This is a genomic window from Ruegeria sp. CDSC002 (assembly GCF_059610905.1).
Genome location: NZ_JBXWOM010000003.1, coordinates 75,391 through 102,120, shown reverse-complemented (window position 1 = coordinate 102,120; position 26,730 = coordinate 75,391). Strand labels below are relative to the sequence as shown.

The 26,730-nt window shown below is 58.4% G+C and carries 23 protein-coding genes; 12 read left to right on the top strand and 11 right to left on the bottom strand.

Annotated elements, in window-relative coordinates; translation table 11 throughout:
• Positions 1-143: 143 nt before the first annotated feature.
• From gatB to pepN, 4 genes are all read right to left on the bottom strand, one after another.
• A complete protein-coding gene (gatB, locus tag AC2FJE_RS06680) occupies positions 144-1,655 on the bottom strand; it encodes an Asp-tRNA(Asn)/Glu-tRNA(Gln) amidotransferase subunit GatB (protein WP_496754967.1) in 1,512 nt (503 codons plus the stop codon).
• A 70-nt stretch (positions 1,656-1,725) separates the two neighbouring features.
• Positions 1,726-2,988 carry a hypothetical protein gene (locus AC2FJE_RS06675; RefSeq protein WP_496754965.1) on the bottom strand — a complete coding sequence of 421 codons (1,263 nt, stop codon included), beginning with the start codon at positions 2,986-2,988 and terminating at the stop codon, positions 1,726-1,728.
• A gap of 130 nt (positions 2,989-3,118) precedes the next feature.
• Positions 3,119-3,547, bottom strand: coding sequence for a hypothetical protein (locus AC2FJE_RS06670; RefSeq protein WP_496754963.1), 429 nt, complete (start codon positions 3,545-3,547; stop codon positions 3,119-3,121).
• The gene (gene pepN, locus AC2FJE_RS06665; protein ID WP_496754961.1) at positions 3,544-6,096 is read right to left on the bottom strand and encodes an aminopeptidase N; all 2,553 of its coding nucleotides are present in this window, start codon (positions 6,094-6,096) and stop codon (positions 3,544-3,546) included. The genes AC2FJE_RS06670 and pepN overlap by 4 nt, the downstream gene beginning before the upstream one ends.
• 206 nt (positions 6,097-6,302) lie before the next feature.
• Here pepN and AC2FJE_RS06660 point away from each other — a divergent pair, with 206 nt between their 5' ends.
• The 3 genes from AC2FJE_RS06660 to AC2FJE_RS06650 all read left to right on the top strand — a co-directional run bounded on the left by AC2FJE_RS06660 (position 6,303) and on the right by AC2FJE_RS06650 (position 9,891).
• Positions 6,303-8,435, top strand: a complete 2,133-nt coding sequence (locus AC2FJE_RS06660) for a malate synthase G (protein ID WP_496760802.1) — start codon at positions 6,303-6,305, stop codon at positions 8,433-8,435.
• A 25-nt stretch (positions 8,436-8,460) separates the two neighbouring features.
• Positions 8,461-8,886, top strand: coding sequence for a GlcG/HbpS family heme-binding protein (locus AC2FJE_RS06655; RefSeq protein WP_109313084.1), 426 nt, complete (start codon positions 8,461-8,463; stop codon positions 8,884-8,886).
• Between the two features lie 225 nt (positions 8,887-9,111).
• The gene (locus AC2FJE_RS06650; RefSeq protein WP_496754957.1) at positions 9,112-9,891 is read left to right on the top strand and encodes a gamma-glutamyl-gamma-aminobutyrate hydrolase family protein; all 780 of its coding nucleotides are present in this window, start codon (positions 9,112-9,114) and stop codon (positions 9,889-9,891) included.
• Between the two features lie 46 nt (positions 9,892-9,937).
• Here AC2FJE_RS06650 and AC2FJE_RS06645 read toward each other — a convergent pair whose 3' ends face one another.
• A complete protein-coding gene (locus AC2FJE_RS06645; RefSeq protein WP_496754955.1) occupies positions 9,938-12,178 on the bottom strand; it encodes a xanthine dehydrogenase family protein molybdopterin-binding subunit in 2,241 nt (746 codons plus the stop codon).
• A 3-nt stretch (positions 12,179-12,181) separates the two neighbouring features.
• A complete protein-coding gene (locus tag AC2FJE_RS06640) occupies positions 12,182-12,646 on the bottom strand; it encodes a (2Fe-2S)-binding protein (protein ID WP_496760801.1) in 465 nt (154 codons plus the stop codon).
• A 99-nt stretch (positions 12,647-12,745) separates the two neighbouring features.
• On the opposite strand from AC2FJE_RS06640, the gene AC2FJE_RS06635 reads away from it, so the two are divergent.
• Positions 12,746-13,324: a TetR/AcrR family transcriptional regulator gene (locus tag AC2FJE_RS06635; RefSeq protein WP_496760800.1), complete on the top strand. Its 579-nt coding sequence runs from the start codon at positions 12,746-12,748 to the stop codon at positions 13,322-13,324.
• Here the strand turns inward: AC2FJE_RS06635 and kynU are convergent.
• On the bottom strand, positions 13,317-14,510 hold the full coding sequence (gene kynU, locus AC2FJE_RS06630; protein ID WP_496754951.1) for a kynureninase: 1,194 nt from the start codon (positions 14,508-14,510) through the stop codon (positions 13,317-13,319). The two genes, AC2FJE_RS06635 and kynU, sit on opposite strands and share 8 nt — an antisense overlap.
• A gap of 217 nt (positions 14,511-14,727) precedes the next feature.
• On the opposite strand from kynU, the gene AC2FJE_RS06625 reads away from it, so the two are divergent.
• The 7 genes from AC2FJE_RS06625 to AC2FJE_RS06595 all read left to right on the top strand — a co-directional run bounded on the left by AC2FJE_RS06625 (position 14,728) and on the right by AC2FJE_RS06595 (position 22,607).
• Complete coding sequence (locus AC2FJE_RS06625) at positions 14,728-15,177, top strand: methyltransferase family protein (protein ID WP_496754949.1); 450 nt, start codon at positions 14,728-14,730, stop codon at positions 15,175-15,177.
• A 127-nt stretch (positions 15,178-15,304) separates the two neighbouring features.
• The gene (locus AC2FJE_RS06620; RefSeq protein ID WP_058274367.1) at positions 15,305-16,876 is read left to right on the top strand and encodes a Re/Si-specific NAD(P)(+) transhydrogenase subunit alpha; all 1,572 of its coding nucleotides are present in this window, start codon (positions 15,305-15,307) and stop codon (positions 16,874-16,876) included.
• Positions 16,877-16,889: 13 nt separating this feature from the next.
• Complete coding sequence (locus tag AC2FJE_RS06615) at positions 16,890-18,344, top strand: NAD(P)(+) transhydrogenase (Re/Si-specific) subunit beta (protein WP_282119159.1); 1,455 nt, start codon at positions 16,890-16,892, stop codon at positions 18,342-18,344.
• A gap of 85 nt (positions 18,345-18,429) precedes the next feature.
• The gene (locus tag AC2FJE_RS06610) at positions 18,430-18,786 is read left to right on the top strand and encodes a VOC family protein (protein WP_496754945.1); all 357 of its coding nucleotides are present in this window, start codon (positions 18,430-18,432) and stop codon (positions 18,784-18,786) included.
• Between the two features lie 107 nt (positions 18,787-18,893).
• The gene (locus AC2FJE_RS06605) at positions 18,894-20,171 is read left to right on the top strand and encodes a DUF3422 family protein (protein WP_282153988.1); all 1,278 of its coding nucleotides are present in this window, start codon (positions 18,894-18,896) and stop codon (positions 20,169-20,171) included.
• 70 nt (positions 20,172-20,241) lie between these two features.
• Positions 20,242-21,384, top strand: coding sequence for an MFS transporter (locus AC2FJE_RS06600; protein ID WP_282119161.1), 1,143 nt, complete (start codon positions 20,242-20,244; stop codon positions 21,382-21,384).
• 59 nt (positions 21,385-21,443) lie between these two features.
• Positions 21,444-22,607: a M20 aminoacylase family protein gene (locus tag AC2FJE_RS06595; protein ID WP_282119162.1), complete on the top strand. Its 1,164-nt coding sequence runs from the start codon at positions 21,444-21,446 to the stop codon at positions 22,605-22,607.
• 81 nt (positions 22,608-22,688) lie between these two features.
• On the opposite strand, the gene AC2FJE_RS06590 is transcribed toward AC2FJE_RS06595, so the two are convergent.
• Both AC2FJE_RS06590 and moaA read right to left on the bottom strand, forming a co-directional pair.
• Positions 22,689-23,987 (bottom strand): 3-deoxy-D-manno-octulosonic acid transferase, encoded by a 1,299-nt coding sequence (locus AC2FJE_RS06590; RefSeq protein WP_496760799.1) that lies wholly within the window; start codon positions 23,985-23,987, stop codon positions 22,689-22,691.
• 1 nt (position 23,988) lies between these two features.
• The gene (gene moaA / locus AC2FJE_RS06585; protein ID WP_496760798.1) at positions 23,989-24,996 is read right to left on the bottom strand and encodes a GTP 3',8-cyclase MoaA; all 1,008 of its coding nucleotides are present in this window, start codon (positions 24,994-24,996) and stop codon (positions 23,989-23,991) included.
• Between the two features lie 90 nt (positions 24,997-25,086).
• On the opposite strand from moaA, the gene AC2FJE_RS06580 reads away from it, so the two are divergent.
• On the top strand, positions 25,087-25,503 hold the full coding sequence (locus AC2FJE_RS06580) for a hypothetical protein (RefSeq protein WP_058274375.1): 417 nt from the start codon (positions 25,087-25,089) through the stop codon (positions 25,501-25,503).
• Here AC2FJE_RS06580 and AC2FJE_RS06575 read toward each other — a convergent pair.
• Positions 25,491-26,177 (bottom strand): DNA alkylation repair protein, encoded by a 687-nt coding sequence (locus tag AC2FJE_RS06575; protein ID WP_496760797.1) that lies wholly within the window; start codon positions 26,175-26,177, stop codon positions 25,491-25,493. The genes AC2FJE_RS06580 and AC2FJE_RS06575 overlap by 13 nt on opposite strands.
• 8 nt (positions 26,178-26,185) lie before the next feature.
• On the bottom strand, positions 26,186-26,728 hold the full coding sequence (locus AC2FJE_RS06570; RefSeq protein ID WP_496695848.1) for a pyridoxamine 5'-phosphate oxidase family protein: 543 nt from the start codon (positions 26,726-26,728) through the stop codon (positions 26,186-26,188).
• Positions 26,729-26,730: the final 2 nt, after the last annotated feature.

Sequence of the window (26,730 nt, the reverse complement as noted above, 5' to 3'; positions counted from 1 at the left end):
ATCTAACATGTTGTCGGGTTTCGAACAGTCATCATCGCCCTTTGGGCAAATTCTGTTTTGTCTTTTGCGCCCCGCGCGCGGGACCGGCAAAGTCCGCGCCAGACGCACGGACCTTGCCGTTGCAGTTTCATGAACCGAAAGGCTTACGAGCTCAGCTTTTTGCTGACCAACTCATTGACGGCCTTGGGGTTCGCCTTGCCGCCGGTTGCTTTCATGACCTGACCAACAAACCAGCCTGCCAATTTCGGGTTCACCTTGGCTTTTTCGACCTGCGATGGGTTGGCCGCGATGATTTCGTCCAGCGCAGTTTCGATGGCACCGGTGTCGGTAACTTGTTTCATGCCGCGTTCTTCAACGATCTGCGCCGGGTCGCCGCCTTCGGTGTAGACAATCTCGAACAGATCCTTAGCGATCTTGCCAGAAATGGCGTCTGAGGCGATCAGGTCGATGATCCCACCCAGCTGCGCAGGCGAGACCGGTGAGGCGGTGATGTCGTGGTCTTCTTTCTTCAGGCGACCGAATAGCTCGTTGATGACCCAGTTCGCTGCCAGTTTACCGTTGCGGCCTTTGGCGACCTCTTCGAAATAGGCAGCCGACTCTACTTCGGCCGTCAAAACCGACGCATCGTAATCCGTCAGACCGAAGGTGCCAATAAAACGCGCCTTTTTGGCATCCGGTAGTTCCGGAAGCCTGGCTGCGATGTCATCAACCCACGCCTGTTCAATTTCCAGGGGCAGCAGGTCAGGGTCGGGGAAATAGCGGTAATCATGCGCTTCTTCCTTTGACCGCATCGAGCGTGTCTCACCCTTGTCCGGATCATACAGGCGGGTTTCCTGATCGACAGTACCGCCACCTTCGACGATGGCAATCTGACGCCGGGCCTCGACCTCGATCGCTTGCTGGATAAAGCGCATCGAGTTCATGTTCTTGATCTCGCAACGCGTACCCAGATGCGAGAAGTCCTGCGTTTCCTGATACTTTTCATAGGCACCGGGCAAGCAGATCGAAACATTGACGTCCGCCCGCAAGTTGCCGTTTTGCATGTTGCCATCGCAGGTACCCAGATAACGAAGAATCTGGCGCATCTTGGCGATGTAGGCTGCGGCTTCTTCGGGGCCGCGAATATCGGGGCGGCTGACGATCTCCATCAGGCAAACACCGGTCCGGTTCAGGTCGACAAAGGACATATGCGGGTCCATGTCATGGATCGATTTGCCTGCGTCCTGTTCCATGTGGATGCGTTCAATTCGCACCATGCGCGCAGTGCCGTCGCCCATTTCCACCAGCACTTCACCTTCGCCTACGATAGGCTGGTACAGCTGGGAAATCTGATAGCCCTGCGGCAGGTCGGGATAGAAATAGTTCTTGCGGTCAAAGGCCGATACCAGGTTGATATCCGCCTTCAGGCCCAGACCGGTTCGTACCGCCTGTTCGACGCAGTATTTGTTGATCACCGGCAGCATTCCCGGCATCGCCGCGTCCACGAATGCCACGTTCGAGTTCGGCTCGGCCCCGAATTGGGTCGATGCGCCCGAGAACAGCTTGGCATTGGACGAGACCTGCGCATGCACCTCCATCCCGATGACCAGTTCCCAATCGTGCTTGGCCCCGGCAATGGTTTTGGGTTTGGGCATTTCGTATGTCAGGTCGAGCATGGCGCGCCTCATTTCCGCAGAAGTCTAAGCCTGCGTATTAGGCCCGGCTCGGCCGAGGGGCAAGGGGGAATCAGTGCCCGGACAGGCGCAAACCCGTCGGAGTAAACGTCACATCCAATCCGCTGCGCAGCTCATCACGGAACAGATCGCCAATTGCACGCAGGGCATCGCGCTGCCCACGGGCCGCGAACCGTTCGGGTGAATTGATCCGAACACTGTTGTTGAAGCCATTTGCTGCATGGGCCCAAATCAACGGGTGCAGTTCTGTCAGGTGGTCGCGGATCAGCCAGTTTGCAGCCTGGTGTATTTGACTGCGCACCAGATCAGCCTTGTCGCACTGGCCAACGCCGTTCTGGATCGTGATGGCACAGTAAGCCGACAGCATGTTGACGGTTTGCTGGTCAGGACGCCGACGCAGAATATCGTGCATGCCTTCCAGGAAGAAATCGACATCCAGACGCGCGCAGGCCTCTTCGTCCAGGGCGATCGCGTCAAACTGAACCCAAGTATATCCTCCGGCGCCCCAGATATCCTGGGTTTGGGCCGCCATACGCAGTGCCTGGACCTCAAGCTCGCCATAGCTTCCGAACCAGCGCGGCAGCAGGTGGGTCCCCATCGCGCGCATGTGCCGATGATTCAACGGGTCGAGCTTGATCAACCGCTCGTATTCATCCGCCACCCGTGTGTTGGCTCTACGCTGACCCGCCAAAATTGCGCAGCCAGCCGAGGCGACAATGGGGCTGTCCGCTGCGGCCTCGCGACAATTGGGAAGGATTGCAGCTGCCCGATCGAAATGGGCGGCGCAGCGGGATTGGTGCAGCGAGGGCAGGGTTGCTTCGTTCGTCGTACCGCGCCATGCCCATGCCATATCAATGTGGGCCAAAGCGACAACCAAGGCGATCATCGGGTCACCCGAATGCGCGCGCATCTCGTCTTCCAATTCGGAAATGCCGCTCAGGACGTCAAACTCTGATAGCGCTTTGGCATCGGACAGCGCATGTTCTGCCGCCAGAACCACATCGGCCCGCGCCCCAAACGCCAGCAATTCCGCGACAGGCATTCCGTCGGGTGCAGTTTCCCGAGCGTCGTCTGCTTTGTGCATTAGGTCGGACAATTCTGCCCAGCGATCCTGTCTGGCCAGGAAGCGGCCTTTTTCTATCGAGCTGCGCCCAATCTCATCCTGGGCCTGAACATCAGCCAATGGGATGTTCAATTGCCCTTGGTCTGGCAACACGGGCGAAACAGCCGGGTCAGCGAAATACGCGCCGGATGCAGCCGGATGAGTAATAGAAGATCGGGAACGGGACGAACGGTCCCTAAAAAACCAGAACATGGCGGCACTCGAAACAAACAAACCAGAAACTTGAGGGTAAGAGCTTTGCTGCAATCGGTGTCAAATTCAAGGTCTTTGAAGGGGACTGGTTGGCATTTGCCTCTAATCTTTCAAAAATGAACCTATTGTTTCAAAATGTGACGAAGTGATGACGCTCAATTCGAAAACCAGCCTGTTGCAGGACCTGTTCGAACTCCCTGTGGTGCGGAGACGACTCATCAGGTAGCCGAATCCGCTTGCCGGATGTCAGAACCAGAGAAACGCGCACCGAGAAATCCCAACGCGTGTCAAAGCGAACATAATCAACGTCTGAACGATCAATTTCGGCCTCACGAGCGCCGGTAAACCAGCGCAGTTTGTTTTGATCAAGAACCAGCCCTGCGCTGGTGTTCTGAGCAATATCCCAAATGGCCGGTAACGTAGGCAACGCCAACAGCACCACCAGCCACCATGCCGCGTCGAACAGGATCACAAGTGCCATCAAGGCCGCATAAACGCAGATCAGGACACCGACAGTGCGCGGTGCCCGGTTCTGACGCGTAAATTCGAATTCCGTCATGCGTTGAGAATGCGCGAAACCATTTCTGTCGTGTCGCGCGACAGGTCAGGCGTTTCTGCGATGCGGGTCAGCTTTGCACGGATCAGGTCCTGACGGTCTGCGTCATAGCGTTTCCAGGTCTGGAAGGCCGAACACATCCGCGCGGTGGTCTGCGGGTTGACCGGGTCCAGTTTAATCAGCCAGTCGGCCAGCAACGCATAACCCGCACCATCTGCGCGGTGGAAACCGGCATGGTTCATCGCCAGCGCACCCATCACCGCCCGGAAACGATTGGGGTTTTTCCAGTTGAAATCGGCGTGCTCGGTCAGGGTGCGGGCGATGTCTACTGTGGCCACTGGCGAGGCCATTCCGACCTGAAGGGCAAACCATTTGTCCATCACCAGACGGTCGTGCTGCCATTGTTCGTAGAACGCAGAAAGCTCGGCCTCACCCTTGCTTGCGCGCAGCAGGCAGGACAGGGCGTTCAGTTGCTGTGTCATGTTGCCAGCCGCCGCGTATTGCTCGGCTGCCATTGCCGCACCATCAAGCCGTGACGTCAGGGCCAGTGCGGCATTGCCAAGCGAACGTTTGCCGGCTTGGTCTGCATCGGGACTGTATGGTGCCTCGATCAAGGTTTCGCTGTGCAAGCGCGGCAGCAAGTCCTGAACGTGCTGCGCGGTTGCCTGCCGCAGTGTTTCTACCGCTGTCCAGATCGCCATCGGGTCAGGTGTTTCACCCCGGTCGAACAACGCAGCGGCCAGTTCGGATTGGGAAGGCAGACCCAGCATCAGGGCGCGATACGCCGGGTCCAATTCGCCGTCGCGCAGAACGGCCAGCACCCCGTCCAAGTAATCCGCACCCGGCGTTGCGTCTTCGAGGATCATGCGCAACAGCGTGTCCTGCGCCAATGACCGTCCCGCCTGCCACCGATTGAAAGGATCAGTGTCGTGGGCCAGAAGGAAGGCGCGTTCGGCATCGGTGTGATCGTGCTCAAGGATCACAGGGGCCGAGAAATCTCGCAGGATCGAGGCCATAGGTTTTGCCGCCAGCCCAGTGAATTGGAAGCTTTGTTCCGCCTCAGTCAGTTCCAGAACTTCGGTCGCGCGTACTTCGTCACCATTTTGTCCAAGCAAACCCACCGCGACAGGGATCACTTGCGGCAGCTTTTCGGACTGCCCAGGTGTTTCTTCGGTGTGCTGCGCCAATGTCAGCGTATATGTGCCGTCATTCCAATCTTCGCTCACTGTCACGCGCGGCGTGCCAGATTGGCTGTACCAGCGCTTGAACTGGCTCAGATCGCGGTCGGTGGTGTCCTCAAACACCTTGATCCAGTCTTCAATGGTGCAGGCCTGTCCGTCATGGCGGAGGAAATACAGATCCAAGGCCTTTGAGTAGGCCTCATCACCAACCAGACGTTTCAGCATACCGATGATCTCGGCACCTTTTTCGTAGACGGTCGCGGTGTAGAAGTTGTTGATTTCCTGAAAACTCTCAGGCCGGACTGGATGCGACAAGGGCCCGTTATCTTCGGGGAATTGCCGCGCACGCAGGTCGATAGCGTCCTCAATCCGCTTTACCGGGGCCGAGCGCAAATCTGACGTAAACTGCGCATCCCGGAAAACGGTCAGGCCCTCTTTCAGGCACAGTTGGAACCAGTCGCGGCAGGTGATCCGGTTGCCGGTCCAGTTGTGGAAATACTCATGCGCGATGATCGCTTCGATCCGTTCAAAATTGGCGTCGGTCGAGGTTTCAGGGCTGGCCAGAACAGCAGATGAGTTGAAGATGTTCAGCCCCTTGTTCTCCATCGCACCCATGTTGAAATCGTCTACGGCCACGATGTTGAACACGTCTAGGTCGTATTCCCGACCATAGACGTCTTCGTCCCACTTCATGGATTTCTTCAGGGCTTCCATACCAAAAGCACATTTGCCTTCGTCGCCGGGACGGACCCAGAGGTTTAGTTCGACCTCGCGGCCCGACATTGTGGTGAATTGGCCGGGATGGTTAATCAGATCGCCCGCGACCAACGCGAACAAGTAGGCGGGCTTGGGCCACGGGTCGGTCCATTCTGCCCAACCTTCGCCTTTGTCCGAGGGGTTGCCGTTGGACAGTAAAACAGGAAGATCACCATTGATGCGCACAGTGAAAGTGGACATCACATCAGGGCGGTCAGGGTAAAAGGTGATCTTGCGGAACCCTTCTGCCTCGCACTGGGTGCAATACATGCCGTTCGACATATAAAGCCCTTCGAGGGCGGTGTTGTTTCCCGGGTCGATCTCAACCTCGGCTTCCCAGATAAATGGCGCGTCGGGGGCAGCAACGGTCAGGCCCTTATCGGTAGTCTCGGGGGTGATATCCGCACCGTCGATGGATGCGCGGATCAGCTTGAGGTCTTCGCCGTGCAGGAAGAACGTCTTGTCGCTGGCCTCCGGGTTCGGGCGAAATGCAATGCGAGAGGTGACGCGGGTTGCGTGGGCGGCGAGGTCGAACGTCAGGTGCACGCTGTCCACCAGATAACCAAAGGGTGTGTAGTCTTTCAGATAGATCGTCGTTGGGGCAGCGTCGCGCATCAGGGGCCTCGCGTGATTTTGTGTTTGCGCGAACGTATGGGCTGTGGCGGTTGGCTGCAAGCGGTGCGATCCGCGCGTCGGAATGTCCCGAAAATTGATTTTGGTAAGTCTTTTTGACCGCGACGCTGCGGCGCACGTTGCCTATCGGAAACTTTCGTCCTAAATGCTGACGGCATACAGTCGTGCACATTCCCGGGAGAAACAAAATGAGCAGCAGACAGGCGCGCAGCGGATTGCAGGTGGATACGGTTCTGGCCGAGTTCATCGAAGGCCAAGCCCTGCCGGGAACCGGTGTCACAGCAGATGCCTTCTGGGATGGTCTGGCGCGCATGGTCGCCGAGCTTGGCCCCAAGAACCGCGCCTTTCTGGCCAAGCGGCAGGACATTCAGGGCAAGGTCGATGCATGGCATCTTGAGCGCCAAGGGCAGGACCACGACGCCGAAGTCTATCAGGCTTTCCTGCACGAGATCGGCTATCTGGTTGAGGAAGGTGCGGATTTCCAGATTGAAACCGCCAATGTCGACCCCGAGATCGCCTCGATCCCCGGACCGCAGCTTGTTGTTCCGATTACCAATGCGCGATTTGCACTGAACGCAGCCAATGCACGTTGGGGCAGCCTTTACGATGCGCTTTACGGAACGGATGCGATGGGTGATCTGCCCGCGGCTGGCGGCTACGACGCAGCGCGGGGCGCGCGGGTGATTGCATGGGCCAAAGGGTTCTTGGATGACGCAGTGCCGCTGGCTTTCGGGTCATGGGCTGATGTCTCAGATCTGAGCGTACAGGACGGCGCGCTGATGCCAACTCTGGCCAATCCTAAACAATTTGTAGGTTACGACGGAGATCCGGGCAAACCGGATGCGGTACTGCTCTGCAACAACGGGCTGCACATTCAGATCAGGATCGACGGACACAGCGCTATCGGGGCCACTGATCCGGCGCGTATTGCCGATATGCGTCTGGAATCGGCCTTGTCGACCATCATGGATTGCGAGGATTCGGTCGCTTGCGTCGATGCCGCTGACAAGGTGGTGGCATATGGCAACTGGCTTGGGTTGATGAAGGGTGACCTGACCGAAGAGGTGAACAAGGGCAACACGACTTTCACCCGCAAACTTGCCAAGGACCTAAGCTTTACAACGGCATCCGGTGAGACAGGCAGCTTGAAGGGTCGTTCGCTGATGCTGATCCGCAACGTCGGGCATTTGATGACAAACCCTGCTGTGTTGGATGAACAGGGCAATGAGATCGGCGAAGGGTTGATGGATGCACTCTGCACGACGCTGATTGCCATGCACGATCTTAAGCGAGACGGCGGAAATTCGGTCCAAGGCTCGGTCTATGTGGTGAAACCCAAAATGCACGGCCCGAAAGAAGTCGCGTTCTCTGTCGAGATTTTTGACATGGTCGAAGACATCCTTGGCCTGCCGCGCAATACCGTGAAGCTGGGCATCATGGATGAAGAACGCCGCACGTCGGTCAACCTCAAGGAATGCATCCGCGCTGCGAAATCGCGGGTGGCCTTCATCAACACCGGTTTTCTTGACCGGACTGGGGATGAGATTCACACCTCGATCGAAGCTGGGCCAATGCTGCCTAAGGGCGACATCAAGAACACGCCGTGGATTGCGTCTTACGAAGATCGCAACGTAGATATTGGTTTGGCCTGCGGCCTGAAGGGCAAGGCGCAGATTGGTAAGGGCATGTGGGCTATGCCCGACCGGATGGGTGATATGCTGGAGCAGAAGATCGGCCACCCGAAATCCGGCGCGACATGCGCCTGGGTGCCGTCGCCGACAGCCGCGACATTGCACGCGACGCATTATCACAAGGTCGACGTGCTGGCGCGCCAGGATGAACTGGCTGCCGGTGGGGCGCGGGGGACGCTGGGGGATTTGCTGACCATTCCGTTGCTGGGCGGTCGAAACCTCAGCGAGAACGAGATCACCCGAGAGATCGAGAACAACGCGCAGGGCATTCTTGGATACGTGGTGCGCTGGGTCGATCAGGGTGTTGGCTGTTCGAAGGTGCCGGATATCAACGATGTCGGTCTGATGGAGGATCGCGCGACATGCCGGATTTCGTCTCAGGCGCTGGCCAACTGGTTGCACCATGATGTTGTCTCGGAAGGGCAGGTCATGGCTGCGATGCAAAAAATGGCCGCTGTGGTGGATCGCCAGAACGAAAATGACGCAGACTATCGCCCGTTGGCACCCGGTTACGACGGAATTGCTTTCCAAGCGGCCTGTGATCTGGTCTTCAAGGGGCGTGTGCAACCCTCGGGCTATACCGAGCCGGTCCTGCATGCTCGCCGTCTGGAACTGAAAGCCAGCCTTTAAACCATCAGGAACGATAGGACACGACATGGGAGTTTCCCTCCGCAAAGCCCGCACCATCATCCGAAAGACCCTTGAGAAGGGGCACGAAATGGAGCTGAAACCCCTTTCCGTCGTCGTTCTTGATGCAGGCGGCTACGTGATCGCATTTGAACGCGAAGACGGCGCGTCCCCCGGTCGGTTCGCGATTGCGCATGGCAAGGCATATGGCTCGGTGATGCTTGGCCTGGCTGGCACAGCGCAGATGCAGCGGGCCGAGGCGCAGGCCTATTTCATGGCAGCTGTGAATGGCGTCTATGGCGGGCAGGTCGTTCCGGTCCCGGGTGGTGTGTTGCTGCGCGACAAAAAGGGCGCAGTGATCGGTGCGGTCGGCGTGACCGGCGATACGTCTGACAATGATGCCGCAGCGGCATTGGCCGGGATCGAAACTGCTGGCCTGATTGGCGAGATCTGAACCTGATGACTGTCGGAGAGCCTTTTGGGCTCTCTGACCCAATGCGATGTTCGTGCACAGCCACAAATACGGGCAATGGCCAAATTACCAGACAAAGCGCGTTCATATTCCATCATGTGCACAGTTGAACAAGAGCTTGCGCTGACACGCAGGGCCTGTGCTATTGCGCGCTGTTCTTGCGGTCGATAGTTTTTGGAAAGCAAACAGAAAACGCAGGAACGCAGCATGTCTCGACCCGTCGTCGGTATCATCGGCAACTCGTACTTGATGAATGATCAATATCCGACCCATGCCGGTGGCACGATGAACTCGGACGCGGTTGCCAATGTTTCGGACTGTCTGCCGCTGCTGATCCCAGCCGATCCGCGCTATGTCTCGGTCGATGAGCTGCTTGAGGTCTGCGACGGATTTCTGCTGACCGGCGGGCGCCCGAACGTCCACCCCGAGGAATACGGCGAGTCCGCGACCGAGGCCCATGGCGAGTTCGACCGGGCGCGCGATGCCATTACCCTGCCGCTGGTGCGATCCTGTGTGGTGCGTGGGCAGCCCTTCTTTGGCATTTGTCGAGGGTTCCAAGAGGTCAACGTGGCGATGGGCGGGACACTGTACCCGGAAATTCGCGATCTGCCGGGTCGGATGAACCACCGCATGCCGCCCGATGGGACTCTGGAAGAGAAATTTGCCTTGCGACATGTCGTTGCGCTGAACGAAGGCGGTGTATTCCACCGCTTGATGGGCGCGACCGAAGTGATGACGAACACGTTGCACGGACAGGGGATCAAATCGGTTGGGCGTCGGGTTGTGATTGATGGTCAAGCCCCCGATGGAACGCCCGAGGCGATTTATATTCAGGACGCACCCGGGTTTACATTGTCAGTGCAATGGCACCCGGAATGGGACGCCGAAAATGATCCCGTGTCCCGCCCTTTATTCAAGGCGTTCGGTGCTGCTGTACATGCATGGGCAACCGGTTCGGATAGGGCGCTGGTCCAACAATCCGCGTAATTCCTGCGCCGATCCGAGAGAGAGGGTTCGGACCGGCGCAGCGCGATCAAACCAGCAGATTGAACTGATTGATCAAAGGCAGGGTGCGGGCGCGCTCACCCGTCAGGTCGAACAGGGCATTGCCGAGCGCGGGCATGGACGGGGGTGTCCCCGGTTCGCCAACGCCACCCATGTGGTGGTTCGTTTCCAGAATTTTCACCTGTGTCACCGGAGCATTGTGCATCCGCAGAGCGTCGTAGTCGGGGAAGTTGTACTGTTCGACCTCACCGTCCGAGAATGTGATCTCACCCATCACGGCCGCCGACAGGCCATAAATCATGCCGCCGAACATCTGTGCCTCGACTGTGCCGGGGTCCAAGGCCAGACCGACGTCACAGGCGATCCATGCCTTGGCGATACGGATAGTGCCGTCCTCATCGACGACCTCGATCACCTGTGCGACCGGCGTGCCAAAACTATAGGCCATCGCCACACCGCGCCCGACACCGTCCGGGGTTTCTCCGGTCCAGCCGGACATCTCTTTCACGGCCTGTAGGCAGCCTGCCGATGGCGCGTGCTCGGCTTTGGCCAGTTCCAAGCGGAACTCCAGCGGATCTCGTCCTGCGGCATTGGCCATCTCGTCCATGAATGTCTCGTGGAAGAAGCCATTGTGGCTGTTCCCGACCGAGCGCCAGAAGCCGACCGGAATATCCAGATCGGCGATGTGCCCGCTCATGCGATAGTTTGGCACCGCGTAGGGTTGGTTAAAAAACCCTTCGACCAGCACTTTGTCAGGTCCGCCAGCCGGCAAGCCGGTATAGCGCTGAACCGCTTGTTGCGTGCAGGATTGCGCCGCGACCTTGCCGTCAATCAGAACGGCTTGGCCGTCTTTGACTGCCCCCCGCATCCGAGCCATCGCGCCGGGGCGATAGTAGTCATGGCGCATGTCCTCTTCACGGCTCCAGGTGGTCTGGACAGGGACGCCGGGCATGGCCATTGCGACCTTTGTCGCGATCTCGCCGAAGTCCAGCTCGCCCCGGCGGCCAAACCCTCCGCCCAGATAGGTGGTGTGGATCTGAACGGCCTCTTTGTCCAGGTTGGCCGTGTTGGCCGCGCGTATTTGGACAAGCGTCGGGGCCTGATTGCCGCACCACAGTTCCAGCGCCGAGCCTGTGAACAGCGCTGTGGCGTTCATCGGCTCCATCGTGGAATGGGCCAGATAGGGCACCGTATATTCGGCCGTGATTTCGGTGGCGCCGTCGGGCAGAGTGTCAACGTCGCCGTCATCGCGCATGGTCGAATTGGGGGACGCGTCGAATGCACTGGCAATTTCGGTGAAAATGGCGTCGGTTTCCGGCGGGTATGGGGCGTCGCCCCAATCTACGTCAATCGCCTCGACGGCCTGAATGGCCAGCCATGTGTTGGTGGCAATCACAGCCACGCCGTTGCCCAGATCAACCACTTTTTCAACGCCCGACATCTGATCGGCCGCGCTGGCATCAAAGCCTTTCATCTCGCCGCCCAGCTTGGGATTGATCCGGACCGAGGCGAATTTCAGACCCTCGGGGCGCACATCGATCCCGAACTCAGCCGTTCCGGTGGATTTGCCGACCACATCCACACGCGGCAAGTTCCGCCCCAGCAAGCGCCAGTTGGACGGATCGCGCAATTCGACTTCCGGCGGTTCAATCTGACCGGCGGCCTCGGCAAGCTCAGTATACGGAATGCGCGTCCCGTTCGGCGCGATTACAGCACCGTTTTCGGTCTTCAGTTGCGCACGATCCACGCCCAGACGGTCAGCGGCGGCCTGTTTCAGCGTTTCGCGCGCGGTCGCACCCGCTTCGCGCATACGCTCGAAGCCATCTTTCATCGAGGTCGAACCACCGGTCACCTGCAAGCTCAGCGTCCTGCCAAGAACGCCCAGAGCCTCCCCCAAATTGTGCTGGAAGTCCGAGATGTCATAACCCTTGTTCGGCAATCCCTCACCAACCAGGGCCGAGTTGTAATAGGCCGCTGCTGCGGGGCCGTGCAGAACGCGGATCTGGTCCAGTTCCACATCCAGTTCTTCTGCGATCAGCGCCGCCCACGTGGTCATTACACCTTGTCCCATCTCAGCACGCGGGGCGAACAGGGTGACGCCTTGCTGATCAATCAGAACAAAGGGGCTGAGCGCGGTTTCGCCCCTAGCAGGTTTGAGCGGATTGGCGGCCGGACGGCTGACGTAATAGGCGCCAAAGGCCACGCCCCCGACAATCGCTGCTGAGCCAATCAAGAAAGTACGACGGAGGATTTTTGCAACGGATGCCATCGTTTATGCCTCTTTCAGCTTGGATGCCGCGTCGTGGATTGCAGCGCGGATGCGGGGGTAGGTGCCACAGCGGCACAAATTGCCCTGCATGGCATCGTCGATATCGGTATCCGAAGGCGCAGGGTTTTCGGCCAGCAGCGCTGCGGCCTGCATGATCTGGCCCGACTGACAGTAGCCGCATTGCGCCACCTGATGATCGACCCAGGCCTGCTGAATCGCGGCCATCGCGTCCGGGGTGCCAATGTCTTCAATCGTGGTCACATCGCCCCAGACATCGGACAGGGCCACTTGGCACGAACGCACAGCCTCGCCGTCAATGTGCACGGTGCAGGCCCCGCAAACGGCCACGCCGCAGCCGAATTTGGTGCCAGTCAAACCGACCTCATCCCGTAGAACCCAAAGCAGGGGGACGTCATCGGGCAAGTCAACCTGATGTTGCGTTCCGTTGATCTTAAGGGCGGTCGCCATGGCGCACCTCTCGTAGCTGTGGCTGGTTTCTGACATAATTGTTGAAAAGTGTCAGTATGTCAATTGACAAAATGAACAAAAAGTGTCACGAGTTCGGGGATGGCAGATGTAACTGAAGATTCACGGCAACAGGCGATCCTGGACTCGGCGTTTCGGGCCTTTGCGACTTATGGATTCCGCAAGACCTCGATGGACGACATAGCGCAGGGCGCAGGGATGTCCCGTCCTGCAGTGTATCTGCATTTCAAAAACAAAGAGGCGATCGTCACTAAGCTGACCGAACTCTACTATGCAGCGAAAAGCGTTGCAGTGGCTGCGGCGCTGACCAAACCGGGCTCAGTTTCGGACATTTTCAAGGGCGCGGTTCACGCTCAAACCGAAGGGATGGCCACCATCCTAGCGTCCCCACATGGGCTTGAAATGTTGGATACGACCAAATCCATGTCGTCAGAAATCATATCGCAAGGCGAGGCTAAGCTTGCGCGCCTATATGCCAAGTGGCTGAAGCGCGAAGATCAGGCCGGGCGAGTCAGGTTGCAGGTGGAGGCAGACGAGACGGCCAAAACGATAACGGCCACTCTGAAGGGGCTGAAGGCAAGCGCTATTGGCGCGGAAGAATATGAAACCCGTGTTGCCCAGTTTGCCGCTCTGATAGGAGCTGGGCTAGAAGTCAGGTAACGCGCTGACGCACCTTGAATTCTGGTGCGTCCCACAGGCGGTTCTGCATGATGTCCGCCAAGATTTCGACTGCATTTTCAACATCCTGCTCATCAATGTACAGCGGCGTGAAGCCAAACCGCATGATGTCAGGCGCGCGGAAGTCTCCGATCACACCGTGGGCAATCAGGGCCTGCATGGCGGCATAGCCGTCGGCAAATCGGAAAGACACCTGACTACCGCGCTGGGCAGGATCACGCGGGCTTGCCAGTTGCAAATCGGGGCAGGCGGATTCGACACGTTTGGTGAACAACTCGGTCAATTCAATGGATTTGGTCCGTACGTCCTGCATGTCAGCCATATCCCATATGTCCATCGCCGCGGATAGGGCGACCATCTGAAGGATCGGAGGCGTACCTACACGCATTCTTTCGATCCCGTCGCCGGCGCGATAGTCCAGATCAAAGGCAAAAGGCGACTCGTGGCCCAACCACCCGGACAATGCGGGGCGCACCTGTTCCGTCAGGCGTGGGGCGACATAGATGAATGCGGGCGCACCCGGCCCGCCGTTCAGGTATTTGTAGGTGCAACCAACCGCGAAATCTGCATTGCATGCCGCCAAATTGACGGGAATCGCGCCAGCTGAATGGGCCAGGTCCCAGACTGTCACTGTACCGTTTGCATGGGCAAGTTCTGTCAGAGCTTTCATGTCGTGGATCCGGCCCGAGCGGTAATCCACCTCGGTCAGCATCAAAACGGCTACATCCTCGGTCACATTGTCAGCTACGTCTTCCGGTGCGACGACGCGCAGTTCATATTCCGGCCCGAGTGAGCGAAGCAGGCCATCCACCATGTAGAGGTCGGAAGGAAAGTTACCGTTGTCCGAAAGCACGACCTTGCGGTCCGGGCACAATTCCAGCGCTGAAGCAACGGCCTGGTAAACCTTGATCGACAGGGTGTCGCCGGTGACGATACTGCCGGGTTCTGCGCCAATTAGCCGTCCGATGCGATCACCCAAACCGGTCGGCAACGCCATCCAGCCTGCCTTGTTCCAGCCGGTGATCAGCATTTGCCCCCATTCCTGAACCATCATGTCACTGACCCGATCTCCGGCGGCGCGGGGCAGCGGTCCAAGCGAGTTTCCGTCCAGATAAACGACGCCTTGGGGAAGGTTGAACAGGGCTTTTGTCGCGGCAAAGTCGGTCATCGTTTTCTCATCATTGTGTGGGCAATTGTTGATGCAAAACGGCTATCTGATCCAAAAGCGGCTGTCCATCATCGAAGACCCTCTCTGCAACCATGTCCGGACGCGCGCCGATCGCACGGCTGCGACTAACTGTGATTTTGCTATTTCCAGCGAAAAGCGGTAGGTCATCGGGCAAAAGCGACACTTTGTCCCGCCCGGATATGAAAGATTGCCTGACATGCGAAAAATCGACGTCCCTCCGGTGTGGTTGCTGGGCTTTGCGGTGCTGGCATGGCTGCAGGCGCGGCATATGCCGATGGGGCTGTCGCTCGACAATGGGTTTGTCGATTTGCTCAGCGGTGTTCTGATCGGCGGCGGCATCATCCTGATCGTCCTGGCCGCGGCCGAGTTTCGCCGTCATCGCACCACGATCATTCCGCATGAAACGCCTACATCGCTGGTGCAATCCGGGATCTTCAAGCGTAGCCGAAACCCCATATACGTTGGCGATGTGCTGATCTTGTCCGGCCTGATCCTGCGGTTTGATGCGGTTGCATCACTGGTTCTGATTCCGATTTTCGTGTGGCTTTTGGAACGTCGTTTCATCGTGCCAGAAGAGGACAGAATGCGCAGAACTTTTCGCGCCGACTTTGCCCGATATGAACGCCAAACCCGCCGATGGATATGAGGTGATGTGGTAATGACACAACGTAATAATGCTGCGCTTGCGAAATAATGTTGCGCGGGATACACCTTTGCTTAACAAACAATACCGACCACCCGCTCGGTCAGAGTGAAAATTAGGGGGACTGCCAGTGAAGATAGGCACACCGAGAGAGACTTATGACGGTGAAAACCGTGTTGCGATGACGCCAGAGTCAGCGTTGCAGCTTCAGAAGTTGGGCTATGAATGTCTGATTGAGAAGGGTGCTGGTGCTGCGGCTGGATTTTCGGATGCGTCGTATGAGGCAGCTGGGGTTGAGGTCGTCAAGACGGCTGCGTCGCTGTGGAAGCAGGCCGACATTGTTGCCAAGGTGCGTCAACCGAACGAGGCTGAGCTGAAGCGTCTGACCAAGGGTAAGACGTTGATTTCCTTCTTCAACCCTGCGGGGAACGAAGAAGGGATGGAAGCGGCCAAGGCCAAGGGTGCCAATGTCATCGCCATGGAAATGGTGCCGCGGATCAGCCGCGCGCAGAAGATGGACGCGCTGTCGTCGATGGCAAATATCGCCGGTTACCGTGCGGTGATCGAGGCGGGCAACAACTTTGGCCGTTTTTTCACCGGTCAGGTGACGGCTGCCGGTAAGGTTCCGCCTGCGAAGGTGTTGATCGTTGGGGCCGGTGTGGCTGGTCTGGCGGCCATCGGCACCTCGACCTCGCTGGGCGCGATCACTTACGCGTTCGACGTGCGCCCCGAGGTGGCCGAACAGGTCGAATCGATGGGGGCCGAGTTCGTCTATCTGGATTTCAGTGAGGATCAGCAAGACGGCGCGGCCACCGGTGGCTACGCCAGCGTTCAGTCGGAAGAGTTCCGCGAGGCGCAGCTGGCCAAGTTCCGCGAGCTGGCACCCGAGATAGACATCGTGATCACCACCGCGCTGATCCCGAACCGCGAAGCGCCGGAGCTTTGGACCAAGGATATGGTTGAGGCGATGAAGCCGGGCTCGGTCATTGTTGATCTTGCGGCGGAAAAGGGCGGCAACTGCAAGCTGACCGTGGCGGATGAGAAGATCGTGACCGACAATGGCGTGACCATCATCGGCTATACCGACTTCCCCAGCCGGATGGCGGCGCAGTCCTCGTCTTTGTACGCGACCAACATCCGTCACATGATGACCGACCTGACGCCTGAAAAGGACGGTCAGATCAATCACGACATGGAAGATGACGTGATCCGCGGTGCGACTGTGACATTTGAAGGCGACATCACCTTCCCGCCGCCGCCACCCAAGGTGCAGGCGATCGCGGCGCAGAAGAAACCGGAAGTCAAGGAACTGACCCCGGAAGAGAAAAAGGCGCAGGAGGTTGCGGCCTTCAAGGCGCAGACCAAACAGCAGTTCACCCTGCTGGGGGTTGGTGGCGCGCTGATGCTGTTGGTGGGGCTGATCGCTCCGGCCAGCTTCATGCAGCACTTCATCGTCTTTGTGCTGGCCATTTTTGTGGGCTTCCAGGTGATCTGGGGCGTCGCGCACAGCCTGCACACACCGCTGATGGCGATCACCAACGCGATCTCGTCGATCATCATCGTTGGGGCTGTGATGCAGATCGGATCGGGGTCGATCCTGGTCATTCTGCTGGCGGCGCTGTCCATCTTCATGGCCGGGATCAACATCTTCGGCGGCTTCCTCGTAACCCGGCGCATGCTCGCCATGTTCCAGAAATCTTAAGGAGGCCGGGCACATGGAATTTGGCTTCACTACTGCCGCCTACGTTGTTGCGGCTGTTCTGTTCATCCTTTCGCTCGGCGGCCTGTCGAACCAGGAAAGCGCCAAGCGCGCGGTCTGGTATGGCATCGTCGGTATGGCGCTGGCGGTCTTCGCCACGCTGGTTGGTCCCGGTTCGGGTCTGTGGCTGCTGTCGCTGCTGCTGATCGCGGGCGGTGGTCTGATCGGTCAGTACGTCGCACAGCGCGTGCAGATGACCGAGATGCCGCAGCTGGTGGCCGCGATGCACTCGCTGGTCGGTCTGGCAGCTGTGTTCGTCGGATACAACGCGCATTTTGAAGTTCTGAACGTCGCCGAGGTGATGGCGGTCTCGGATGCATCGAAAGAAGTTCTGTACACGGGCCTCGGAGGGTTTGCCAAACTGATCGCCAAGAAAACCCCGGCGGAATTGTCGATCCTGCATGTCGAACTGTTTCTGGGCGTCTTCATAGGTGCGATCACCTTTACCGGGTCGGTCGTGGCTTATGGCAAGCTGGCGGGCAAGGTGACGTCTGCGGCAACCAAGCTGCCGGGCGGCCATGCGCTGAACGCGGCGGCGGCAGGTCTCTCGTTGATCTGTCTGATCTGGTACACCGCATCAGGCGGCTTCTTCCCGCTGTTCCTGATGACGCTGGCGGCGCTGTTCATCGGCTATCACCTGATCATGGGTATCGGCGGTGCCGACATGCCGGTGGTTGTGTCGATGCTGAACAGCTACTCGGGCTGGGCGGCAGCGGCGATCGGCTTCAGCCTCGGCAACGACCTGCTGATCGTGGTTGGTGCGCTTGTGGGCTCGTCGGGTGCGATCCTGTCCTACATCATGTGTAAGGCGATGAACCGTCACTTTGTCAGCGTGATCCTGGGCGGCTTTGGTGGCCCACAGGGTGAACAGATGGCGGTTGAGGGCGAGCAGATCGCCATCGAAGCCGACGGTGTGGCCGCCGCGCTGAACGATGCTGACAGCGTGGTGATCATCCCCGGCTACGGCATGGCGGTGGCGCAGGCACAGCAATCGGTGTCCGAACTGGTCCGCAAGCTGCGGGCGCAGGGCAAGAATGTGCGCTTTGCGATCCACCCGGTCGCGGGCCGTTTGCCGGGCCACATGAACGTGCTGCTGGCCGAGGCGAAGGTGCCATACGACATCGTGCTGGAAATGGACGAGATCAACGACGACTTCCCCGAAACGGATGTGGCCATCGTCATCGGCTCGAACGACATCGTGAACCCTGCGGCGCAGGAAGACCCCAACAGCCCCATCGCCGGCATGCCGGTTCTGGAATGCTGGAAGGCCAAGCAGGTCTTCGTGTCCAAACGCGGCCAAGGCACCGGGTACTCGGGCATCGAAAACCCGCTGTTCTTCAAAGAAAACACCCGCATGTTCTACGGCGACGCAAAGGCAAGCCTGGACAAATTGCTGCCCATGATCGACTGAACGGGTCAGGATAACTATCGGAAAGGCGCCCCAGTGGGCGCCTTTTCTGTTTTTGGTGTATTCTGAATTGAAAAGGAGGTGCCCGATGGAAAAAGTGAACGGCATAGGCGGCGTGTTCTTTCGCGCTCGTGATCCCGAGGCCTTGAGCGCGTGGTATGAAAAGCACCTGGGCGTAAATCACTATATCCCGGAGCCATGGAAACAGCGCGAGGGTTACACAGTCTTCGCCCCCTTTGCGCAGGACACCGCGTACTTCGGAAGATCCGAGCAGGAGTGGATGATCAATTTTCGTGTCGATGACCTAGCCACCATGATTGCACAGCTTGAAGCCGCAGGGATCAAGGTTGAAACTAACGCAGAGTGGGACAGTGAGGTTGGCAAGTTCGCGCGCATCCATGACCCAGAGGGCAACCCGATCGAGCTGTGGCAGCCAAATCAATGAGATAGCGGGTTTGTATGCCGTAGTATCCTTGTAAGTATATGAAATAAAAAGAGAATTGATGAATTTTATAGGTGTCGTATAGTGCTTCGGACGAAACGGAGCCCAAGATGACGCCGATAGATGACCATCCGCTGCGCTATGCGTTGGCTAATGAATTGCACGCCCGTCCGTTTCCGGTGGCGGCAATGCCCTGTACAGTGGTCTTTCTTGCGATCAAGAAATCTGTTGCCGCCGTCGCACGGGATCGCCGCGAAGATCTGGATCACCTGATCGATCTTCTCGACCGCCACGGGGCGCAGCATCCGCAGCCGGACGCCACGCACTATGCCGGACAAATCGGCCGCCATTGGTTGAAGTGGGAGCAACATACCGAGTTCGTGACCTATACGGCCATCGCCCAGAACGTCAGCGAGCGTGCGTTCAACCCGGCTGATTTTGAGGTTTTTCCCCCCGACTGGTTGATGGCCAGCCCCGGTCAGAGGGTCACGTCGGCCATGGTGCGTGTTGTCGAACGCGAAGGCGACGAGGTGATCAAATCCAAGCTGCTGGATTGGTTCGAACCAGAAAGCCTGGCTGTTGCTCGGGTGCTGGATGACGCAGCTGTTTGTGCAAGTGATTTTCGTATCGATCCGGCAGGGCACATGCGGTTTGCGCTGTTTGTCGCGAATGGAACCGGTCGGCGCAGGACGGGACGGATCGTCCAGCGTTTGTGTGAGATCGAGACCTACAAGGCAATGTCCATGCTGGGTTTTGCGCGGGTCAAACAACTGATGCCTCGTATCGGAAAGCTGGATGAAAAACTGACGCGCCTGATGGGGCAGATGACCGACAATTCTGCCCAGCCCGACGAGTTGCTTCAGGACTTGCTGTCGACCTCGATTGAACTGGAAACTTTGGCGGCGCAGTGTTCGTTCCGGTTCGGAGCCACGGGTGCCTATGAGGCCATCGTAAATCAGCGGATTGAGGTCCTGCGCGAAGAGCGTTTTGAAGGCGGTCAGAACTTTGCGGACTTTATGATGCGCCGATACGACCCGGCGATCCGTACGGTGAAATCCACGGAACGCCGCCTGCAAGCCCTGTCAGATAGGGCCATCCGTGCAGGGGAATTGCTGCGAACCCGTGTAGATGTTGAGCGAAGCGCACAGAACCAGGCCCTGTTGGAAAGCATGGATCGCCGCGCGGATCTGGCGCTGCGTCTGCAGCACACAGTCGAGGGGCTTTCCGTGGTCGCGATCAGCTATTACGCCGTATCGCTGGTCAGCTATCTGCTCTACCCCCTGACGGATACCGGGATCAGTAAAGGGATGTTAAGCGCAGCGGTGACGATTCCGGTTGTCTTGGCGGTATGGTTTGCCGTTCGTAGGATTCGAAAGCGGTTGGAGTAGATCCGTATTTGCCTTTGGACCAGCGAGTTGTACAACAAACGCGTTTGACACTTGGGTCGAGGAATTCTCTGTGATTGGAATCGTGTCGGCGTGGCGGGCCGTGGCCGCCATGTTCATATTGAATGGCGCATTGTTCGGCATCTGGGCATCGCGCATTCCAGCGGTCAGGGATAAACTGGACCTGACGCATGAGACACTGGGATATGGCCTGTTGTTCATGGCGGCGGGCGCGGTGTGTTCATTTCCGATCACAGGCCGGTTGACCGACAGGTTCGGCGCGGTGGTTCTGACGCGGTACATTGCCGTTCTCTATACGGTTTCGTTGATCCTTCTGGCTCTCGCGGGTAGCTTCTGGTCGCTTGCGGCTTTTTTATTTGTATTCGGGGCTTTCCACGGCTCGATGGATGTGGCGATGAACGCCTGGGCGGCGGAGGTTGAGCTGGCGTATAAGAAGCCCGTGATGTCATCATTCCACGCGATGTGGAGCCTTGGGGCAGGGTTGGGCGCCCTCAGCGGATTTGCAGCGGTGCAGATGGGGCTGACAGTGATCCAACACTTTTTGCTGGCGGGCGGGATCGTCGTTGGGCTGGCATTGGCATTGTCATGGGTACGCTGGACATCGCGCCGCGCGGCCGTGTCCGGAGGCAAGGTTTTTGCTTTGCCTTCAGGCGCTTTGATCCTTGTGGGCTTCACCGCCCTGTGCGGAGCTTTGGGGGAAGGTGCAGTGGCGGATTGGAGTGCGATTTTCCTGCGGGACGTGACCGACGCCGCCGAAAGCATTGCGGCATTGGGCTATGCGGTATTCTCGGTTGCCATGGTTGCTTTCCGCTTGGCAGGCGGGTTTGTCATTGCGCGGTTTGGACCGGTGGCAACAGCGCGATTTGGCGGGGCTTGCGCCGCTTTGGGTGTTTTCTGTGTTGTGTCCGCTGCCGAGGCAGGACTGGCATTGGCAGGTTTTGCGATGATGGGGATCGGGTACGCGGTGATCATGCCGTTGGCGTTCAGCCGGGCGGCAAGTGATCCCAACGTACCGCCGGGGCAGGCGATCGCCAGCGTCGCCACGCTGGGGTACGGAGGCCTGTTGATTGGCCCACCGCTTATTGGGTTTCTCGCAGAGATGCTTACATTGCGCGTAGCATTCACGGCGCTGTTGCCGCTGGCCGTATTCATTGTCCTGTTGGCGGGTTCGTTGCGACCTGCCGAAACAGATTGAAGTCATGGCGGGGTCATAGCGGTGCAGCAGGCCGGAAAACCAACAGTTAGGAGACCAACATGCCGATCAAAAACCGGTTCGCCGAGTTGCAGGGTGAAATCACCGAGTGGCGACGCGATATTCATGAAAACCCGGAAATCCTGTTCGAAACCCACCGCACCAGTGCCCTGGTCGCCGAAAGATTGCGAGACTTTGGCTGTGATGAAGTGGTGACAGGCATCGGCCGAACCGGAGTTGTCGGCGTGATCCAGGGCAAGACGGACACCAGCGGCAAGGTGATCGGGTTGCGTGCAGACATGGATGCGCTGCCGATCCACGAAGCGACGGGGTTGGACTATGCCTCAAAAACCGATGGCGCGATGCACGCTTGCGGCCATGACGGGCATACGGCGATGCTGTTAGGGGCCGCGAAATACCTGTCCGAGACGCGCAATTTTGACGGCACTGTGATTGTGATCTTCCAACCCGCCGAAGAAGGCGGCGGCGGTGGGCGCGAGATGTGCGAAGACGGCATGATGGACCGCTGGGGCATTCAAGAGGTCTACGGCATGCACAATTGGCCCGGCCGCCCGGTGGGCAGCTTCGCCATTCGGCCTGGGGCCTTTTTTGCGGCTACAGATCAGTTCGACATCACTTTCGAAGGCAAAGGCGGGCACGCCGCCAAGCCTCATGAAACGGTCGACTCCACTGTGATGGCTGCTCAGGCTGTCTTGGCGCTGCAGACCATTGCATCGCGCAATGCTGACCCGATTGATCGTCTTGTGGTTTCGGTCACGTCGTTTGAGACGTCGTCAAACGCGTTCAATGTGATCCCCCAATCGGTGAAGATCAAAGGGACCGTGCGCACGATGAGCAAGGATATGCGCGACTTGGCTGAAAAGCGCGTTCAGGAAATCTGCGCAGGTATCGCCACCACTTTTGGTGGTCAGGCCGATGTGACCTATTACCGGGGTTATCCGGTGATGGTAAACAGCGACGAGCAGACCGATTTTGCAGCGGATGTCGCGCGCTCGGTGTCTGGAAACTGTGACGAAGCGCCACTGATCATGGGCGGTGAAGACTTTGCCTTTATGTTGGAAGAACGGCCCGGAGCATACATCCTGGTTGGCAATGGCGATACAGCTGCTGTGCATCATCCTGAATACAATTTTAACGACGAAGCTATTCCGGCTGGATGCAGTTGGTGGGCCGGGATCGTGGAACAACGGATGCCCGCAGCCTGATGTAGGCGTAAGGAAGCGAGGGGGTAGCCCCTCGCGCTCCCCGCGATGGTTTTGGCCAGATGAAGTTGGACCCTTGCTGTGTCAGGCGAGGTTGAGTGTATCGCACAAGGTGTTGATGACATCGTCCAACGTGGATTTCTGGAGAATTACGCAGGATTTTGCGCCAGCCTGCGCTTTGTCGAGCGCGGTGTCGTCTGACACCCAATTCGCAACTGCATCCGCGAGTTGCGGGGCGGAATTGACCTCGGTCGCGCCGCCGCTTTCGATCAGTGGCGCGAAGGTTTCCGCAAAATTGAAGTACCCAGGACCAGTGATCACAGCGGCACCGACCTGTGCGGGCTCAAACGGGTTGTGACCGCCGATTTCCTTGAGCGAGCCGCCCAGGAACACGATTGGGCACAATGCGTACCATGTGCCAGTTTCGCCCAGTGTGTCAGCGACGTAAACTTGAGTCTGCGGCGCGATCTTGTCGCCCTTGGTGCGGAAGGCGGCGGACTGCCCGGCGGACTCGAGAAGATCTGCAACCTCTGACCGTCGTTCGGGGTGCCGGGGGATCAGCAGAAGCAGCAGATCGGGCCAGCGTTGCAACAGCTTGGCATGCGCGGCCAGAACCGTTTCTTCCTCACCTGCATGGGTCGAACTGGCGATCCAGACCGGGCGGTCGGCGATTTGAGCGCGGATATCGCTCAGCGTGGTTCGATCGACCGGCAGGGGGTCCGACATGGCTTTGAGGTTGGTGCCGGGCTGTACCCGACCGGGGAGTGCACCCATGTCGATAAGATTTCCCGCCGTCTTGTCATTCTGGGTTAGGAACAGTGTGAAATGGTCCAGAATAAATCGCGCGGTTTTGGGTCGCTTCTTCCATCCCTCGACCGAGCGATCCGATAGACGCGCGTTGAGCAGCGCCAGCGGAACCTCGCGGCGAGAGGCTTCGACAATCAGGCGTGGCCAGATTTCGCTTTCGACGAAAACGCCAGCGTCCGGGTGCCAGTGATCCAAAAAACGCCTCACCGGTCCGGCTGTGTCCAGTGGTGGGTATTGATGGCGTGCGCGCGGCGGCATTCGTTTCTCGATCAGCGCCGCCGAAGTTGGGGTTCCGGAAGTGATCAGAAACTCAGCCTCGGGCAGGCGTTCGCCCAGACGTTTGATGAGGCTGATGACCGACAGAGTTTCGCCAACGCTGGCGGCGTGGAACCAGATCAGCTGCCCATCCGGGCGGGTTTGCGTGGCGTGGCCAAGGCGTTCCTGCTGGCGCGTTTCGGGAACGCCCGCCGTCTGCAGCTTTTTGCGAACGGTGCGCCATGCCAGCGGGGCCGCAACGGAAGTCAGGCCGCAATACAGCTTGTACAGCAGCGTTGGCTGGTCGGGGTTGTTTGGCACTTTAGCCGCCCGTGTGGCTCATGTGGCGGCTCATCTGGCCGTCGACGGCCTGACGGGAATAGTCGAAATCATGCCCTTTGGGCTTGAGCGTGATCGCGGACCTGATTGCCTCTTCCAATGATCTATCACTGTCGGGATGATCGCGCAGCGGCGCGCGCAGGTCGGCCATATCCTCTTGCCCAAGGCACATGTACAGCTCACCGGTGCAGGTCAGGCGCACGCGGTTGCAACTTTCGCAGAAGTTATGCGACAGCGGAGTGATAAAGCCGATTTTCTGGCCCGTATCCTCAAGCCGTACATAACGCGCAGGTCCACCAGTCCGTTCGGCCAGATCCGTGACGGAATAGTGTTTTTCATATTCCTTGCGCACATCTTCAAGAGACCAGTACTGGTCCAGGCGGTCTTCGTTTCCGATATCGCCCATGGGCATGACCTCAATCCAGGTCAGATCCATGTCACGCTCGGCACACCATTCAGTGATCTTTGGCAACTCGGGTTCATTGAACCCTTTCAAGGCGACCGCATTGATCTTGATCCGCAGACCCGCTTTCTGCGCGGCGTCGATTCCGTTAAGAACCTGTTTGAGGCGTCCCCAACGGGTGACCTTGGCAAATTTATCCTCGTCCAGCGTATCCAGCGATACGTTCACGCGACGCACACCTGCGGCGTACAGATCATCGGCAAATCGGTGCAGTTGCGAACCATTGGTGGTCAGCGTCAACTCTTTCAGGGCGCCGCTGTCCAGGTGTCGGGTCATCGAATTGAAAAATGTCATGATATTGCGGCGCACCAGAGGCTCACCGCCGGTGATGCGCAACTTTTCAACACCCATATTCACAAAGGTCGAGCACATGCGGTCAAGCTCTTCCAGCGTCAGTAGGTCTTTCTTGGGCAGAAAGGTCATGTCTTCGGACATGCAATAGACGCAGCGGAAATCGCAGCGATCCGTGACGGATACGCGGAGATAGGTGATGGCACGTGCGAACGGGTCGATAAGCGGAGCTGTCATGCGACATAGGTAAAGCTGCAACCGCCCTGCGACAAGGGCGAACTGCGCTTTGCGCTGGAACAGATGCGCGCAGGGCGATAGGTTTGCGTCATGAGATATGCGCTTTTGGCTTTTTGTGTTCTGGTGGCGGGATGTGACACCGTTCGGTCGACCACCGATCGTGTCTTTGGTGGTGACAAGCCCCCTGAAGAGGCAGAACCAGCCGTTGTAGAAGAGGTGGTCGAGCCGCAACCCGTTGCCGTTGCCGCCACTGGTTGGCTCGGTCCAAAAACCACGATTGCCGGTCTGGGAGATCCCACAACACCTGGTCGATGGCTGGAAACGTCTTTGGTGGAGACTGAATTCACCGGGCGCGTGGTTGTACCGCGGACGGGCGCGCAGGCCTATATCACGCTGATTCCGGCATCCGGGCCAGCCGGGGGCGGCAGCCGCCTTTCGCTGGATGCGATGCGGGCCCTGCTGCTGCCATTTGATGAACTGGTTGAGCTGGAAGTTTATTCCAACTGACCTTTCAGATATTTACCGGCCTCTTTTCGCGCAAATGGCTTCATCGCGTCGCCGTGTGTTTTCAAAAAGGCAATGACCCGGTCCGGGTCGTGCTTGGACAATTCGCGCAGCCACCAAGCGACGGCTTTTTGAATGAACCAGTCGCGATCGGGCACGTAGCCTGCAGCCCAACCCAGAATGCGGTCTCGGCGTTGCAGGTCTTCCGGTTTGGGGTGGTTCTGTTTGGTCCAGGGCAGGGTCGCCACCAGCGCCGCGCGCCTGGTCCACATGTGGTCCGATTTTGTCCAGCTTTCCACCTGATCCAGCCGCGAAGGGTCGGCTGACAGGCGCTTTTGCATCGCCATGCAGGCGTGATCCGCCACAGCCCAGGCATCAAAATCCGGCAACCAGCTTTGCAGCAGGTCCCAAACGGCATCATCAGGTCGTATGCGTGCCTGTGTCAGCAGTTTTGCGGCGGCAAGACGTCCTTCGTGAATATTGGTTTGCCACAGCGCATCTGCGAGTTCGACGCGCGCTGCCACATCCAACTCCTGTCGCCAGGTTTTGGTCAGATCATTCAGGATCGGGTTTGCCACGCCCAGATGGGTGCGGTCGGCCTTGTGGTAGGCCGCCATTTGTTCGGCGCGCTCGGGATCGGAATGGGCTTTGATCTGGTCCAGATAGGCTTCAAGCATCAATAAACTCAGGGTCGGGTGCGCGTGGGTTTGCCATCAATGGTCTGATGGTTCTTTTCAACCCAGTAGGATTGGATCTGCTCGTCGGACTTGCCATCGACCCATTTCTGCATCGTGTCGCGTTCGGACTGATATTCCATGAACGGCACGGCATAGCCGCACGAAGTCTGGACCACATCGATATCCAGATCATAGATTTGACGCGCGCTGCGGTGATCAGGGAAAAGGCCAGCCAATTCATCCCAGCCATCGTCCCCCACATGCAGCGTGCGCGCGGTGCCATAGGTTCTCAGGATCATGGGGCGGGTCGTGAACGAACACCACATCAGCGTCATGCGGTTCGCTTCAAGCAGATGACCGGCGGTTTCGTTGCCGCTGCCGGTCAGGTTCATCCAGGCAATCCGGTTCGGGCCAAGAACGCGTAGCGAATCCATGCCCTTGGGCGAGATGTTGACCCGTCCGTCGGGTGCCGCAGTGCCGACGAAGAACATGTGCTGTTCTTCGATGAATTTACGCTGCCCGTCGTCCAGTTCCGGAAATTGCTTGGCCATGT